General features: G+C 74.0%; 13 protein-coding genes and 1 tRNA gene. 5 read left to right on the top strand and 9 right to left on the bottom strand.

Annotated features, from left to right (window positions below):
- Positions 1-164: 164 nt before the first annotated feature.
- Positions 165-1271 (top strand): LLM class flavin-dependent oxidoreductase, encoded by a 1107-nt coding sequence (locus IGS69_RS12460; RefSeq protein ID WP_190899178.1) that lies wholly within the window; start codon positions 165-167, stop codon positions 1269-1271.
- Here IGS69_RS12460 and IGS69_RS12455 read toward each other — a convergent pair.
- Positions 1247-3103: a putative bifunctional diguanylate cyclase/phosphodiesterase gene (locus IGS69_RS12455; protein ID WP_190899176.1), complete on the bottom strand. Its 1857-nt coding sequence runs from the start codon at positions 3101-3103 to the stop codon at positions 1247-1249. The genes IGS69_RS12460 and IGS69_RS12455 overlap by 25 nt on opposite strands.
- Before the next feature lie 277 nt (positions 3104-3380).
- Between IGS69_RS12455 and IGS69_RS12450 the strand changes: the two genes are divergently transcribed.
- Positions 3381-4676: a M6 family metalloprotease domain-containing protein gene (locus tag IGS69_RS12450; RefSeq protein ID WP_232543495.1), complete on the top strand. Its 1296-nt coding sequence runs from the start codon at positions 3381-3383 to the stop codon at positions 4674-4676.
- 134 nt (positions 4677-4810) lie between these two features.
- Here the strand turns inward: IGS69_RS12450 and IGS69_RS12445 are convergent.
- The 7 genes from IGS69_RS12445 to IGS69_RS12415 form a co-directional block, all read right to left on the bottom strand.
- A tRNA-Lys gene (locus IGS69_RS12445) sits at positions 4811-4884 on the bottom strand.
- Positions 4875-5501 (bottom strand): bifunctional DNA primase/polymerase, encoded by a 627-nt coding sequence (locus IGS69_RS12440; protein WP_190899174.1) that lies wholly within the window; start codon positions 5499-5501, stop codon positions 4875-4877. The genes IGS69_RS12445 and IGS69_RS12440 overlap by 10 nt, the downstream gene beginning before the upstream one ends.
- A 133-nt stretch (positions 5502-5634) precedes the next feature.
- A complete protein-coding gene (locus IGS69_RS12435; protein ID WP_190899172.1) occupies positions 5635-6003 on the bottom strand; it encodes a hypothetical protein in 369 nt (122 codons plus the stop codon).
- A gap of 227 nt (positions 6004-6230) precedes the next feature.
- Positions 6231-7565 carry an AAA domain-containing protein gene (locus IGS69_RS12430; RefSeq protein ID WP_190899170.1) on the bottom strand — a complete coding sequence of 445 codons (1335 nt, stop codon included), beginning with the start codon at positions 7563-7565 and terminating at the stop codon, positions 6231-6233.
- A complete protein-coding gene (locus tag IGS69_RS12425) occupies positions 7562-9154 on the bottom strand; it encodes a hypothetical protein (RefSeq protein ID WP_190899168.1) in 1593 nt (530 codons plus the stop codon). The genes IGS69_RS12430 and IGS69_RS12425 overlap by 4 nt, the downstream gene beginning before the upstream one ends.
- Positions 9145-10275 (bottom strand): hypothetical protein, encoded by a 1131-nt coding sequence (locus tag IGS69_RS12420; protein WP_190899166.1) that lies wholly within the window; start codon positions 10273-10275, stop codon positions 9145-9147. The genes IGS69_RS12425 and IGS69_RS12420 overlap by 10 nt, the downstream gene beginning before the upstream one ends.
- Positions 10226-11254: a phosphatase PAP2 family protein gene (locus IGS69_RS12415; RefSeq protein ID WP_190899164.1), complete on the bottom strand. Its 1029-nt coding sequence runs from the start codon at positions 11252-11254 to the stop codon at positions 10226-10228. The genes IGS69_RS12420 and IGS69_RS12415 overlap by 50 nt, the downstream gene beginning before the upstream one ends.
- Positions 11255-11441: 187 nt before the next feature.
- On the opposite strand from IGS69_RS12415, the gene IGS69_RS12410 reads away from it, so the two are divergent.
- Positions 11442-12065 (top strand): histidine phosphatase family protein, encoded by a 624-nt coding sequence (locus tag IGS69_RS12410; protein WP_190899162.1) that lies wholly within the window; start codon positions 11442-11444, stop codon positions 12063-12065.
- A gap of 16 nt (positions 12066-12081) precedes the next feature.
- On the opposite strand, the gene IGS69_RS12405 is transcribed toward IGS69_RS12410, so the two are convergent.
- Positions 12082-13533, bottom strand: a complete 1452-nt coding sequence (locus tag IGS69_RS12405; RefSeq protein WP_190899160.1) for a hypothetical protein — start codon at positions 13531-13533, stop codon at positions 12082-12084.
- Positions 13534-13831: 298 nt separating this feature from the next.
- Between IGS69_RS12405 and IGS69_RS12400 the strand changes: the two genes are divergently transcribed.
- Positions 13832-14227, top strand: a complete 396-nt coding sequence (locus IGS69_RS12400) for a hypothetical protein (protein ID WP_190899158.1) — start codon at positions 13832-13834, stop codon at positions 14225-14227.
- Positions 14228-14542: 315 nt separating this feature from the next.
- A complete protein-coding gene (locus tag IGS69_RS12395) occupies positions 14543-15412 on the top strand; it encodes a spermidine synthase (RefSeq protein WP_190899156.1) in 870 nt (289 codons plus the stop codon).
- Positions 15413-15452 lie beyond the last annotated feature (40 nt).

The following is a 15452-nucleotide window of genomic DNA, read 5'->3' as shown; positions in this document are numbered from 1 at the left end:
TGACGGACCTGGGCGCAGGGGCGGGGAGGCCGCCTGACGGACCCGGGCGCAGGGGCCGGGAGGCCGCCTGACGGACCCCGGCGCCGTGGCCGGGAATAACCGGAGACAGTCCCCTGTTAGATCCGGTACGACAGCACACGGCCCACAGCAGGAGGCACCCCACCGTGGCGGCAGACCAGACACCCGGCGACGAGATTCGCGGCGCGGCACAGGGCAGCGCCCCCGTCCCCCTCTCCGTACTGGACCTGGTCACCGTGGGGGCCGGCCGCACCGCCTCCGACGCCCTGCGCACCAGCGTCGACCTGGTCCGACTCGCGGAGAACCGCGGCTTCCACCGGTACTGGGTCGCCGAGCACCACTCCATGCCGGGCGTGGCCTCCTCGTCCCCGGCCGTGATCCTGGCCCACCTCGCCGCCCACACCGACCGCATCCGGCTCGGCTCGGGCGGTGTGATGCTGCCCAACCACGCCCCGCTCGTGATCGCCGAGCAGTTCGGCACGCTGGAGGCCATGGCCCCGGGCCGGATCGACCTCGGCCTCGGCCGCGCCCCCGGCACGGACGGCGCCACGGCCGCCGCCCTGCGCCGCACGGAACGGCTGAACGAGGGCGCGGACGACTTCCCGCAGCAGCTCGCCGAGCTGACCCGCTTCCTCGACGACGACTTCCCCGACGGGCACCCCTACCGCCGCATCCACGCGGTCCCCGGCCCGGTGCAGGCCACGTCCCCCGGCGGCGTCCAGTCCCCGCACCGCCCGCCGCTCTGGCTGCTCGGCTCCTCCGGTTTCAGCGCCCGCCTCGCCGGTGTCCTCGGGCTGCCCTTCGCCTTCGCCCACCACTTCTCGGCGCAGAACACCATCCCGGCGCTCGACCTGTACCGCGAGTCCTTCCAGCCCTCCGCCGTGCTCGACGAGCCGTACGCCGTCATCGGCGTCTCCGCGCTCGCCGCCGACGAGGAGAGGGAGGCCCGCCGGCAGGTGCTGGCCGCGGCCCTCAGCATGGTCCGGCTGCGCACCGGCCGCCCCGGCCTCGTGCCCAGCCCGGAGGAGGCGGAGGCCTACGAATTCAGCCCCCTGGAGCGCGACTTCGTCGACTCCTGGAACGCCAACGTCATCCACGGCACCCCCGACGAGGTCCGCTCGGGCCTCGACGACCTCACCAAGCGCACGGGCGCCGACGAGCTGATGATCACGGCCAACGCGCACGGCGGGGACGTCCGCCTGCGTTCCTACGAACTCATCGCCGACGCCTACGGTTTGCCGACGCCCGCCTGAACGTCCGGCGTGCCCAGCAGTTCGGAGATGCGGTCCGGTGACACCGGGCGGGAGTACAGCCAGCCCTGTCCGGTGTCGCAGCCGATGCTCCGCAGCCGCGTGGCCTGCGCCGAGGTCTCCACGCACTCGGCCGTGACGGTCAGCCCGAGCCGGTGCGCGAGCTGGATCATCGCCTCGACGACCACCTCGTCGGCCGGGTTGGCGCGGGCGGCCGCCTCCCGGCCGTCGTACTGGAAGCCGCGCACGAAGGACCCGTCCAGCTTCAGCACCGACACCGGCAGCCGGCTCAGGTACGCCAGGTTCGAGTAGCCGGTGCCGAAATCGTCGATGGCGATCCGCACGCCCATGTCGCTGAGCGCCTTCAGGGCCTGGAGCGGACGCCCCGCCGAGCCCATCACGGCCGACTCGGTCAGCTCCAGCTGGAGCAGATGCGGGGCGAGCCCGGTATCGGCGAGCGTCTCGGCCACGTCCGCCACCAGGTCCGAGTCCCACACCTGCCGCACCGCCACGTTCACGCTGACGAAGATCGGCGGCTCGTCCGGGTGGTCCAGCTGCCACCGGCGGGCCTGCCCGCAGGCCGTACGGAGCACCCAGCGGCCCAGCGGGACGATCGAGCCGTCCTCCTCCGCGAGTCCGATGAACCGATTCGGCGTCAGTACGCCGAACTGGGGATGGTTCCAGCGGATGAGCGCCTCGACCCCGTGCAGCCGGTCGTCCTCCATGCCGACCAGCGGCTGGTACTCCAGCCGGAACTCGCCCCGGTCGATGGCCGGCCGGAGCGTGGAGGCGAGGGCCTGGCGGGTCATGCGGTGCGCGTTGCGCTCCGGGTCGAACAGCGTCCAGCGGGCCTTGCCATCGGCCTTCGCCCAGTACAGCGTGGTGTCGGCGGCCTGCATCAGCGCGGTGGGGGTGGTGCCGGCCGCGTGCCGCTCCACGACCCCGATCGACGCCGAGACCGACAGCCGCTGCCCGGCGATGTCGAACGGGTCCTGGACCGCCCGCAGCGCCGACTCGGCCAGCTCGGCCAGCTGTTCGGTGCCCGTGGAGTCCTCGACGAGCAGCGCGAACTCGTCCCCGCCCAGCCGGGCCACCAGCGGGATGCTGGTGCGCGCGTGGCCGGCCTCGTCCGCGCAGCGCGTGAGGCGCTCGGCGACGGCGGCCAGCAGCCGGTCCCCGACCCGGTGGCCGAGGGTGTCGTTGATGGCCTTGAAGCCGTCCAGGTCCAGGTAGCACAGCCCGATCCGGCCCGTGCCGCTCTGCTCGTACGACTCCGCCTCCAGCGCGGCCGACAGCCGCTCGAAGAACAGCGTGCGGTTGGGCAGCCGGGTCACCGGGTCGTGCATCTGCAAGTGCCGCAACCGGGCCTGGAGTTCCCGGCGGGCGCTGATGTCGGTGACCGACAGCAGCACACCGTCCTCCGAGGGCAGCGGGGCGACCGTCACCTGCACCCACAGCGAGTGCCCGTCCGGGTGCTTCAGCCGGCGGGTGCAGCGCAGCCGGGACTGCCGTCCGCGCAGCACCTCGCGATAGGCGTGCCAGGTGCGGGCGTCGGAGGTGAGGTCGACCAGGTCGGCGGCGACGGACCCGGCCAGCCTGTCCGGGCTGCCGCCGAGCAGCGCGGCGAGCGCGCCATTGGCGCTGACGACCATGCCCTCCCGGTCCACGACGGCCATGGCGAGCGGGGCGGCCGTGAAGACGGAGCGGTAGGGCTGCCGGGTCGGGGGCTCGGTACGGGGAGACGTGTCGATCTCACTCTCTGTGACGACCGGCCGGTCCAGGTCTGCCGCGGGCGCCGGCCCTTCGGAGGTTCCGCTCACCGCTCGCTCCCGCATGTATTCGATCTCTGTCCGTGCAGGAAAGGTCAGGAAAGTGTGCCGATCATAGAGGCTGGCCCCAGGGCCTTCCAGCCGGTGTCCAGTCTTCCCGGCCAACCGGCCCTTCAGCCAGATCGTTTCTGCACGCACCTGGACGGCTTCTTCAGGCCCCCGACCAGTTGTGACGTTCTGTGAGTGCTTCGGGGGTGTCGGCTTCCGCGATTTTTCGCCCCCTTCACCCGACCGGTGCAGGCAAACAGGACGCAGTACGACAAATCATCACAGGCTGGGTGCGGTGTCCCGCGAACCGTACCCGGAGGTACCCGTGCCGCGTCCGTTTCCGCGCGCCCGACTGCGCAGTACCGCGGCCGTGTTCACCACGATGTCCGCACTCGCCGCCACCTCCCTCGGTGCCGGTCCCTCGGCGGCCGGGCTCGACTCCGCCGCGCCCTGCGCCCTGACCCGGACCGACGCCCACCACTCGGAGGGCCTGGACACCTGGAACGCCGCCTATCCGCGCCCGGCCCGGTCCCTCAACGCGGTCATGGTCTTCCTGTCCTTCCCCGACGCCCACCCGCTGACCACGCCGCAGGAGCTGTCCGCGGACCATTTCCCGGCCACCACCCGCTTCTTCGAACGCGCGTCCTACGGCCGTTTCACCCTGCGCCCGCACGCGCTGCGACAGTGGATCCAGATGCCGAAGCCGTCCTCCACATACGCCATACGGCGCGACTGGAAGCCCGAGCACCGGTCCGCGTACCTGCGTGACGCGCTCTCCGTGGCCGACCCGCGGGTGGACTTCTCGCGCTACGACGTCGTGTACTTCGTCGCCGATCCGGACGCGCCGGGTGTGGACTCCGACGCGACCAAGGTGGTGAACCTGACGAGTCCGCTGCGGGCCGACGGCACCGATCTGCGCCGGATCGTGACGGTGTTCGAACAGCACCCGCCGGACCGGCTCGTCCTCGCCCACGAGACCGGGCACGTGTTCGACCTGCCCGACCTGTACCACCGGCCCGCGGACGGCAAGGGCGACTGGGACACGCACGTCGGCGACTGGGACCTGATGGGCAGCCAGTTCGGACTGGCCCCCGACCTCTTCGCCTGGCACAAGTGGAAGCTGGGCTGGCTGGATCCAAAGCAGGTGCGGTGTGTGCAGGACGCCGGGCCCGCCCGGCTGACCCTGGAGCCGCTGGCGGCGGGGCCGGGCATGCCGGCGACGGGGGCCGCCGGGTCGCAGCCCTTCGGGCTCGGGCGGGGCACCAAGCTCGCGGTGGTCCGGACGGGGCCCGACAGCGTGCTCGCCCTGGAGGTGCGGGGGCCGGCGGGCAACGACGTGGCCGCCTGCCGGCAGGGGGTGCTCGTGTACCGGGTGCGGGGCGGGGCGCAGTCCGGGGGCGGGCCCATCCAGGTGATCGACGCCCATCCCCGCACGGACGCGTGCTGGGAGGACTCCGTCTACCCGCCCCTCGCGGACGCCCCGATCGGCATCGGGGAGAGCTTCACGGTGCCGGGGGAGGGAGTGCGGATCGAGGTGGAGGGGCGTACGGCTTCGGGGGCGTGGACGGTGAAGATCGCGGTGGGGCGTTGAGAGGGCGGCGGTGCAACGCCGAGAGGCGGGGGTGTGGGTGGCGCAGCCCCCACGGCGCGCGGCGAAGCCGCGCAGAAACGACGGTGGCGGCTTGTGTTCGCGTTGTCTGCGAACACAAGCCGCCACCGGCACAGTGCGCCGCCAGGGACTCGAACCCCGGACCCGCTGATTAAGAGTCAGCTGCTCTAACCAACTGAGCTAGCGGCGCCTGCTGACGTCGTAGACCTTAGCATCCTGGTCGGCGGGAGGAAAAATCGAAATCCGCACCGCTGAGCGGGCCGCCCGGACGGCCGCCCAGAGCAGTACCTCGGGGCCTGGAAGCCAGGGCTGACGGGTGTCGGGGGCGACGAGCCAGCGGGAAGCGGAACGGGCGTGGGCGGTGGTCCCGGCGGGCGGCGGGATGGCGGGGGAGGCGCTCTCCGACAGGGCCGGGACGGTCACGGCGTCGCCGGTGCCGTGGCACAGCAGCGGCGGCACGGCGTCCGTACGGGTGGCTTCCCGGCCGTCCCGGTCGCCCCACTCCTCCCACTCCAGCAGTGCGGGGAGCCGCTGAGCCGTCCCCGGGGCGGCGAACAGCAGCATCCGGCCCCGGAACTGCGCGACCGGGCCCGAGCCGGGGCCGTCGTCCCACAGCCGGTCGAGCATCCGCCGGCCGAACATCGCGGGCGCGCTGACCACGTCGAAGACCGACCCGCAGGGCAGCACGACCGGGGCGTCCGGCCGCTCCTCCCAGAGGGCGAGCGTGCTCCGCGGATACGTTCCTGCCGAAGCGAGCCAGGCGGCCCCGTCCGGGGTGACATCGGAGGCGTTCCATGCGCTGCTCATGGCATCCAGGTGTACCCGCCGTGAGCGCCCGGTTCCCGAGGGTTGCGGGAAATCGGGACAGGAAGGGGTGGGAGGGGGTATCTTGCCCGCCTGGCATATGCCAGGTGATCGGGAAGGGGCGTGCCGTGCCGTGTCAGGCGGAGTCGCCGGGCCCCCGGCCCTCGGCGTCGCCCCGCATCAGGTCCCGCCCGAACTCGACCATCTTCTTGGCGTAGTCCTCGGTCCACTCGGCCCGCTCGGCGATGTCCGCCGTCGTCAGCCGGTCGAACCTGCGCGGATCGGCCAGCTGCGCCGCCGCCATCGCCTGGAACTCCACCGCCCGGTCCGCAGCGGCCCGGAACGCCAGCGTCAGCTCCGTCGCCCGGGCCAGCAGGGCCCTGGGGTCGTCGATCGACTCGAGGTCGAAGAAGTGCTCAGGGTCGGAGGCCGCCTCCGCAGGCTCGAAGAGCAGGGGCGCGGGGCGTAGCCGCGGTTCGTTCCGACGCGGCGTGGGCTCCGCCATGTCTTCTCCTCCTCGTACGTCGCGCTGACCCTCCCGGTGGAGCGGGCCACCGTCCATTGTCTCGCGGGCGCGCAAGTGGGCATCGCGGTAGTGGGTACGGCCGCCACACCACCGGTCGTTCGTCCCGACTCCCGGCACACGCCGCGCTCCGGCCGGCTCAGGGCCGCCGGGCGACCCGGTGTTCAGCCAGGATCAGGGCCGCCGGGCGACCCGGTGTTCAGCCAGGATCAGGGCCGCCACTCCACCCGGTGTTCCGCCAGGTGTGCGAGGACCGCGTGGTTCGCCTCCCAGCCGTCCGGGAACTTCACCACCGTCCCCAGCTGGACCGGCTCCGTGGACGGATAGTCGTCCAGGAGGTCGGTCACCCCCGCTCGGCAGACCACGATGCAGGCGTGCCGGTGGCGCGAGGCCAGGACGCAGAGGCGGCCCGTCTCCAGGTGGAAGGCCGTGGCGTCGGGGCGGCCGGAGAGGGGGTGCAGGACCACCGTGACGTCGTACTCGCGGCCCTGCAGCCGGTTTGCCGTGTCCACGACCACGTCGGTGACGCCGAGGCCGGCCAGCGCCGCGCGGACCGCTGCCGCCTGGTCCCGGTGGGCCGTGCCGACGGCGATCCGGTCGGCGGTGAGGGGCGAGGGGGCCGGGGAGCGCTCCGAGGTCGACGCGCCCGCGCGGTCCAGCAGGCGCCGTACCACCGTCGCCACCGCAAGGACCGCCTCCGGGTCCGTGCGCGGGGTGTGCCGGGCGGGCAGCTCCAGCAGGCCCCAGCCCGACTCGGCCGCCTCGTCGATCACCTGGTCAGGGCCCGAGCCGTCCGACGGCACGCCGAAGGCCAGGCTCCGGTCACCGGGGCCGGTGCCGCTGCGGAACGGCGTGTACGGGTAGAACGCGTCCGAGACCAGGGGCGCCGCCGAGGCCGGGAGCCGCCAGGAGACCGGCAGCCGGTGCTGGGGCAGGTCCGGGTTGTGCGCGAGCAGGGTCGTCACCGCCGAGCCCGAGGGGTCGTACGTCAGGCCCGCCCACTGCTCGCTGCCGACGATCGCGAACGGGTCGAGCTGCCCCGGGTCGCCCACGAACAGCGCCCGCTCGAACAGCCCGGCCACGGCGAGCAGCGCGTCCGAGCGCATCTGGTACGCCTCGTCGACGATCGCGTGCCGCCACGGCTCGTCGACCTTCACATGCGCCCACTTCGCCGCCGTCGAGATCACCACGGCCTGCCCGGCCAGCTCGGCCGCCTTGGCCGACTTGCGCACGCTCGGCAGCTCGTCGAGCGCCTTGTCGTACGGGTCGGAGTCGCTGCTGTGCAGCCGGCCCACCGGCAGCTCGGGGTTCTTCTCGGCGAGCCGCAGGACCAGGTCGTCGACCTGGGCGTTGGTCTGCGCGACCACCATCAGCGGGTGACCGGCCCCGGCCAGTTCCAGGGCCGCGCGGACCACCAGCGTCGACTTGCCCGCGCCCGGCGGGGAGTCCACGACGACACCGCGCGCGGTGCCGTGCAGTGTGTCGTGCAGGATCGCGTCGGTGGCCCGGGCCGCGGCGGCCGAGGGGTCGAACACCGTGGTCACAGCACATCCTCCTCGGTCACCGGGTCGGCGGTCTCCAGGGCCGCCTCGCCGGGCGGCCCGCCGTGCGTCCACGGCGTCTCCTCCGGGTCGGGCAGCTTCGCGCCGCCCCGCTGCTCGTGCTCGAAGAGCGTGAAGCAGACCCGGTCGCCCTTCTCCGGTACCGAACCCGGCTCGGGCTCCTTGCCGCGGCCCATCTTGTCGAGGACCCGCAGGACGACGAGCGCGCCGTCCTCCTCGTCCGCGACGAACTCGGCCGACTGCGGCTTCCCGCCCAGCGACCGGTACACCTTCGTCCGCTCGCCGAGATGCGGCCGGTCGTCCGTACGCACCGTGACCAGCGGGCGCGGGCTCGGCCGCTTGCCCTCGCTGTACGCCATCACGACATCGGTGACCTCACCCGCGAACGCCTCCCCGGACAGCCGCCGGCCCGCCATCACCAGCGGGTCGTCGAGGGCCTCCTGCGCCTCCAGCCGGGCCTGTTCGCGCTCGCGCGTGGCGAGCTTGTTCGCCGCGGTGACCGCGTCGTCGCGGCGCGGCTGCGGCGGCTCGCCGGCCAGCACCCGGTCGCGGTGGCCGGTGAACGACCAGCGGTCGCGCGTCCACCGCTCCTCGACCCGCGCCCCCTCGGGCAGCTCCCGCAGCAGATCGAGGCCCCGCCAGATGGCGTCCCAGGTGGGCCGGGTGCGGCTGAGCACCAGGTCCCGGATCTCCCGCTCGGCGGCGCTCAGCGCGCCCAGCCGGTCGTCGGCCTCCAGCCCGTCCTCGGCGGCGGCGAGGGCGGTGCGGGCCCGGTCGTAGCGCTCGATGGCCGGGGCGAGCAGCTTGTTGTCGAACGCCGGGTCGGTCGCCGGACCGGCCGGCGGGCACGTCAGCTGCCCCTGCGCGTCCCGCTCCAGCTCGGCGCGCAGCGCCGCCTCGGCGCCGGTGACGCCCTGCGGCGGGTCGATCCAGGCGAGCAGCGCGCCCAGATGCTGGTCCTCCAGGGTGGACTGCCCGGTCGCCCAGTGCCGGCCCAGGACGTCGGTCATCGCCAGCAGCAGCGAGGAGCCGGGCACCCGGGCCCGCTCCCCGAAGTGCGTCAGCCACCGCCCGAGCAGCGGCACCCGCGGCGGCGCCGGATAGGGAGCCTCCGGATCCTGCTCCGCCGTACGCCGGAACCGCGTCGAGCGTCCGAGCAGCCGCACCAGGTCGATGCCCGCGCGGCTCGGCACGATCAGCTGTGGCGCGTCCGCGCACAGGTCGACCTCCACCTTGACGCGCTTGCCGGTCTCCGGGTCGGTCTCGGTGCGCTCGGCGGCCTCCACGGCTTCGGCGTAGGAGTCGACGTACGGCAGCACCACGTCGGCCAGTTCGGCCAGGAACGCGAACCTGAGGTCGCGGTCGCGGGGCTGCGGGACGGCCAGCAGACGCGGCGCGTCCCGGTCGGTGCCGACCAGCGCGCCCAGCGGGGCACCGGCCTCACCGGCGGTGATCAGCGGCACGAACACCAGCGGGCGGTCGCCGAGATGCCGGTGCCGGACGGTGGCGGCGGGCTGGGCGCGGCCCGTGCTGACGGCTTCGAGGCGGGCCAGGGTGGAGATCAGCGACACGCCGCCTCCAGTGCCTCGGCGCGCAGGGCGGCAGCCCGCCGCAGGGCCGCCACGGCCGGATCGCCGGGATCGCCCGCCTCGCCGCGGGCGGCGGCCAGGACGTCCTCGACGGTCGTCAGGCCGCCCAGCTCCGCGCGGACCGGACGCCCGAGCGAGGTCACCGCGCCCTCCTGGCGGGACCGGGCCCGGCAGTGGAAGGCCAGCTCGCACGCGGACAGGCACTCGGGCGCGTACGTCGCCGGGACCGACTCCACGGCCGCCGTCAGCTCCTCGGCGGGCAGCTCGGGCGAGAAGCACGTGCCCTCGGGGAGCGTGCCGGCGATGTCCTCGATGCGGGTCAGCCGGGCCAGCTGGCGGGCCGTCACCGCCCGCTGTTTGCGGATGTCGACGGCGGACGCGGCCGGCAGATTGGAGAAGTCCCTGGGGCAGACGAGCAGCACCCGGTGCCGCACCCGCGGGGCCGGAGCCCCCTCGTCGCCGAGCCGGGCCGCGACCTCCTCCAGCGCCAGCACGTACACCGCCGCCTGCCGGGCCGCCGCCCCGACCTTCGCCGGGTCCGCCGAACCGTCCAGCAGGGGAAAGGACTTGATCTCCACGACCGTCCAGCTGCCGTCCGGATGCACCACCACCGCGTCCGGCTCCAGGAACGCTGGCGAGCCTGCGACGTCCAGCGCGAGCATCGGATGGTCCAGCAGCGTCCACACGCCCGGGTGCGCGGCGGCCTCCCGCAGCTCCAGCTCCGTACGGGCCGTGCGCCCTTGGGGTCCGGCCGCCGTCAGGTCGGGCACGCGCGCGTCGGCGGGCGGCTCGGCGGACCGGTCGAGCTTGTCGTGCACCAGCCGCAGCAGCTCCGCGCCGCCGTCGGCCTTGACCTTCGCCTCGAAGGCGTTGCCCCGGGTGAGCGCGAACTGCGACTGCCCGAAGGCCGACGGCGAGCCCAGTGCGCTCGCCAGCGCCGCCTTGTTCACCCCGGCGCCGTCGAGGATCGCGCGCCGTGCACAGCCCGGGTTGGCGGCCAGTGCCGCCAGGGCGCGCGCGTCCAGTGCCTTCGCGGGTACGTCGCCGCGCAGCTCAGCGAGCCGCTGCCGGAGCGCCGTCCCCCGCGTCCTGGGGAGAGGCACCCGGCTCGGCTCCGTCTTCGAGCCGCGACTCGCGCTGCCGTGGAATTCGCTCACCCGCGGAAGTCTGGCATCCGGCACTGACAATCGAGGAACCCGCACCCGACGGGTCCGCCGCGACGGGGGCGGAACCAGCGGCGGGGGACTCCGACGTGACCCGTGCGGAACCCGCGGCGGAAGAGCCCGCCGCGACCGGTGCGGCCGGCGGCACGAACCGTGCCTTGACCCGGTCCGCGGTGCGCATCACGACCGGGGCCAGCAGCAGCCCGACGCCCATGACGGCCGCGCCCGCGACCGCGTCGAGGAAGTAGTGGTTGGCGGTGCCCATGACCACGATCGTCGTGATCAGCGGGTAGCCGACGGCGGCCGTCCTCGCCATGCGCGAACCGCCGAAGCGCCACAGCATCACGCCGCACCACAGGGCCCAGCCCACGTGCAGACTCGGCATGGCCGCGTACTGGTTGGTCATGTCCGCCATGCCGCGCGGTGCGCTCGCCGCGCCGCCCCACCAGCCGTACGAGCTGTACTGCGCCATCGTGTCCACGAAGCCGTGGCTCGCGTCGAGGAGCCGGGGCGGGCAGGTCGGCAGCAGGGTGAAGCCGATCAGGCCGATCAGGGTGGACGTCATCAGCCAGGTGCGCGCGGCGCGGTACCGCACGGCCCGGGAGCGGAAGAGCCACACCAGGACGGCCGGAGTGACCAGGTAGTGCAGCGACGCGTACCAGAAGTCGGCGGGTATGCCTATCCAGGCCTCGCGCGTGAAGAGCCGGTTGAGAGGGTGCTCGAAGTTGAGGTACAGCCCCTTCTCGAAGCGCAGGATCGTCAGACCGTGGTCGACGGCGCCGGAGACGTCGCCGCGGGCCAGGAGCCGGCCGGCCGAGTAGCACGCGTACACCAGCAGGATCAGCGGCAGCTCGGTCCACCAGCGCAGCCTGGGCGCGGGGGGCGCCGCCTCGGTGCCCGGTGTCTCGGTGTGCTGCATCCGATCGTCCTCCCCCTTCGTCATCACGCGTAGCCCGTTCGGCCGTGCCACTTTACGGTGTGTGCGCCCGCCCCGGGGGGCGCCTCCGGCCCTCAAAGACGCAGAGATCGCCCCCCGGGTTGCCCACACAGGGCGTGCGCGATGATGGAGGAGTTCCCCTTGCGTTGTCGTTCCGGAAAGGTTCCCCATGGCCGCGCGCATCCTGCTGGCCCGCCACGGACAGACGGAGTGGTCCCTGTCCGGCAAGCACACGGGCAGGACCGACGTGCCGCTCCTGGAGGAGGGCCGGCGCGGCGCGAAGCTGCTCGGCGAGCGCCTGCACCGTGCCCCGTACGAGGGTCTGGACGGCGTCGACGTGCGCACCAGCCCGCTGGCACGCGCGCGTGAGACCTGCGAACTGGCCGGCTTCGGCGACCGCGCGCGTACCTGGGACGCGTTGCTGGAGTGGGACTACGGGGCGTACGAGGGCATGACCCCCGCGGACATCCAGGCCGTCCGGCCCGGCTGGCTGATCTGGCGCGACGGTGTCCCGGGCGGGGAGTCGCTCGCCGAGGTCACGGCCCGGGCCGACCAGGTGGTCTCCTGGGCCCGCTCCGAGGACCGCGACGTCCTCGTCTTCGCCCACGGGCACATCCTGCGCTCCATCGGGGCGCGGTGGCTCGGCCTGCCGATCGACTTCGCGGCCCGGATCCGGCTGAACCCGACGTCGCTGTCGGTGCTGGGCTGGGCCTACGGGGAGCCGGCGATCGAGAGCTGGAACGACCTCGGCCACCTCGCCCAGGACGTGCCGGACACCGCGCCGCGGGCGTGACGTCCGCGACAACCCCTCATTTCTTCCGCGGCGCCGAGGCGTGCCGCTCCAGGAACGCCGACACCCCGGAGGCCCTGCGGTGCGGCAGCAGCACCCGCGCGGTCGCCGCCAGCATGGTCTGGACGCGGGACGACTGGACCTCCTCCAGCAGATCCAGCACCCGCATCCCCGCCACCGCTGCCTCGTCCGGCCGGCCACCGCGCGCGAGGTCGTCCGCCAGCTCCGCCGTGTAGAGGGCGATGTTCCGTGTGAAGTGCGGATCCTGCAGCCCGGCGGCGCGCCGCGCGTGCCGTGCCGCCCGGGGCCAGTCGCCGAGCGTGGACCAGCACTGCGCTTCCAGGCCCTCCAGTTCGGCCTCACCGTAGAAGCTCATCCACTCGGGGTCGGCGTCCGAGGGGCCCCGCTCGAAGAAGGCCTGCGCCCGGACCAGTGCCTGCTCGCAGCCGACGCGGTCGGCCAGTCCGGCCCAGCCGCCCGCCTCGCGCAGCGCGAGCAGCGACATCAGCCGGTCCGAGCCCACGGGCCGGGCGACGCGCTGCGCGGCCTGGGCCGCCCGCACGGCCTCGCGGGGCCGGCCCGCGTCGCGCGCGAGGAACGCCGTGTTGCAGAAGGCGTGCGCCTCGAGGCCGGGGTCGCCGGTCATCCGGGCGGTCGCGAGGGCCTCCGCGTAGTGCGAGCGGGCGTCGTCGAAACGCCCCGAGTCGTGGGCCAGCCAGCCCACGGAGATGGCCAGTTCACCGGCGCCGGAGTACAGCCGGTCCGCCGTGGTCTGCCGGGTCGCCCCGGCGTCCAGCAGGGCGTAGGCGGCGCGCAGCGGGGCGGCGGCGCGGCGGTAGAGGCCGTCCGCCCCGTGCCGGTCGTCGAGCAGCCGGATCCGGCGGACGGCTTCTTCCAGGGCGCCCGCGTCGGTCGCCCCGGCGCGGTGCGCGGGGCGCTGTGCCGCCGAGGCGTCGCGGGCGAGGCCGACAGGCCCCAGTGAGGCGGCGGCCACCGTGGCGCCTCCGCCGGTCATGAACGCGCGACGTAGCACGTCGCTCTCCTCGTAGGTGTCGTGCGGGTGGTGCGGGTCGTACGGGTTCTGCGTTTCATACGGCTCGCCCGCCCCGCTGGTCTCACTCGTGGCGTTCGCCGGGTTCGCGGTGCGCGTCAGCGGCGCGTCCTCGGTGTCGCGCGCCCGGCGTCCGCGTACCGACGAGCGGGGCGCGAACCCCAGGTCGGTGAGTGTGCGGCCTGGGTACATGTGCAGGAACACCCGCTCGTACGCGTAGTTGGGGCAGCGGATCTCGCCCGCCTCGACCCGGCCGATGTACCGCGCGTCACAGCTGACCTGCTCGCCGATCTCGAGCCCGGCCCGGCGGATCACCGCGGCGAACTCGGCCGGCGAGCGCTGTCCACGCAGTCGCCGGAAGGCGAGATTCGGCCGTGGTGGCCGGTGGGGTTGAGACGAGGTCACCGTTGACGACGCCATGGCCGGGTCCTCCCGTGCGAACCGTCGAACCATGCCGGATCCAGGGCGACTTGTTGCGAGTTGTCCGCATGGGTGGCCCCGTGTCCGGCGAGCAAGAACGTACCTGCTGTGATGGAGTCGCCACGCTGGGTTTGGCTACAAACCGGATATCTCATCCGTGATCTGCCATGAAGTGCCATCCTTTGCGGCTGACTTCCGCCGTAGCCGTTGACGCGCTGCCGCGTTGAACCTCGCGGACCGGGAGGCCCCCGACTCCCGACCGCTCGTCCAAGCAGGGGTTTTCGTGGTGGAGGCCGGGATGGAGACCAGCCGGATCAACGATCCTCGTACGCCGTCGTGTGCACCGGCGGTCGGCTGCGATGTGGTGACGGTGCCCGCGCGGCAGGGGCTGGAGGCGGTCGACATCCTGCGGCGCGGACCAGGGGAGGCAGTGGGACCCGTGCTGCACGACGACGGCGGTGACACCCTGGGCTTCCTGGTGCCACCGGGGACGGCCGCCGGGTGGGACGTGCCGGGCAGCACCTGCACGGAGACCGACGGGCGTGGCCGGCCCCTGGCCCCCGCGCCTCCCGTGGCCGGCTCGGACTGGCTGCTGCCCCCCGGCGAGGCGGACCTCGCGACCGACCCGGCGGTCCTGCGCGAGGCCCTGGGGGAGGCCGCCCGAATGATCAAGGCAGCAGACAGCTGCCGCTGAGCCGCCGGCGGCGGGTGCGGCTTGCGTGACCCCCGGCCTGCGCCGTGAGCCGCCCCGGGTCTGCCGCCGCTCACGCACCCCCGGCCTGCGGCCGCTGAGCCGCCCCGGCCACCTGCCGTTGACGGCCCCGGCCCCCTGCCGCTTGCGTGACCCCCGGCCCGCGGCCGCTGAGCCGCCCGCGGCGGGTGCCGTTGAGTCGCCCCCCGGCCTGCGGCCCCTGAGCCGCCCCCCCGGCAGCCGTACACGCCGCCCCCCTCACATGCCGGGCCGCCGGGCCGTACGTCCCGCTTAGCAGCCCACCCCGATAATGACCCCATGGGAAAGTCCAAGGGCGGCCGGCGGAGGCAGGCCGGTGTGGAGGCTGTCGTCGAGAGCGTTGACGGTGGGCTCGCCGAGCTGATCCCCGACCGGGAGCGGGCCCGGGCCTGGACCCTGGTGATCGACGGGGCCCCGCAGTCGCACGTCGACCTGGACGACCCGGCGTACCTGTCCTTCGAGTACCAGCGCCGCCTCGGGCACGTGATCGACCTCGTCGCCCCGCCCGGCCGGCCCGTGCACGCCGTGCACCTCGGCGGCGGCGCCCTCACCCTCGCCCGCTACGTCGCCGCCACCCGGCCCCGCTCCACCCAGCAGGTCGTCGAACGGGACGGCGCCCTCGTCCAACTGGTCCGCCGCGAGCTGCCGTTGGATCCGAACACGCGCATACGGGTGCGCTCCACCGACGCTCGCGAAGGCCTCGCCAAGGTGCCGGACGGCTGGGCCGACCTCGTCATCACCGACGTGTTCAGCGGAGCCCGCGCACCGGCCCACCTGACCTCGACCGAGTTCCTCGACGACGTGCGCAGGGCCCTCAAACCCGGCGGGGTCTACGCCGCCAACCTCGCCGACGGACCCCCGCTCGCCCACCTGCGGGGCCAGGTCGCCACCGCCGCCGCCCGTTTCGAGGAGCTCGCGCTGGTGGCGGATCCGGCGGTGCTGCGCGGCAAGCGCTTCGGGAACGCGGTCCTGGTCGCCTCCGACCGCCCGTTGCCCGTCGCCGAGCTGACCCGGCTCGCCGCCTCCGACCCGCACCCCGCCCGGGTCGAACACGGCAGGACCCTCACGGACTTCACCGGAGGCGCCGCGCCCGTCACGGACGTCGCGGCGGTGGCGTCACCCGCACCGCCCCCGTCGGTGTTCCGATGACCCGCGAGGGCATCCGACGGACGCAGATCACGGCACATCG

The sequence above is a fragment of the Streptomyces tuirus genome (assembly GCF_014701095.1).
Classification (GTDB): Bacteria; Actinomycetota; Actinomycetes; order Streptomycetales; family Streptomycetaceae; genus Streptomyces; species Streptomyces tuirus.
This window is presented reverse-complemented; position numbering and strand designations above follow the sequence as displayed.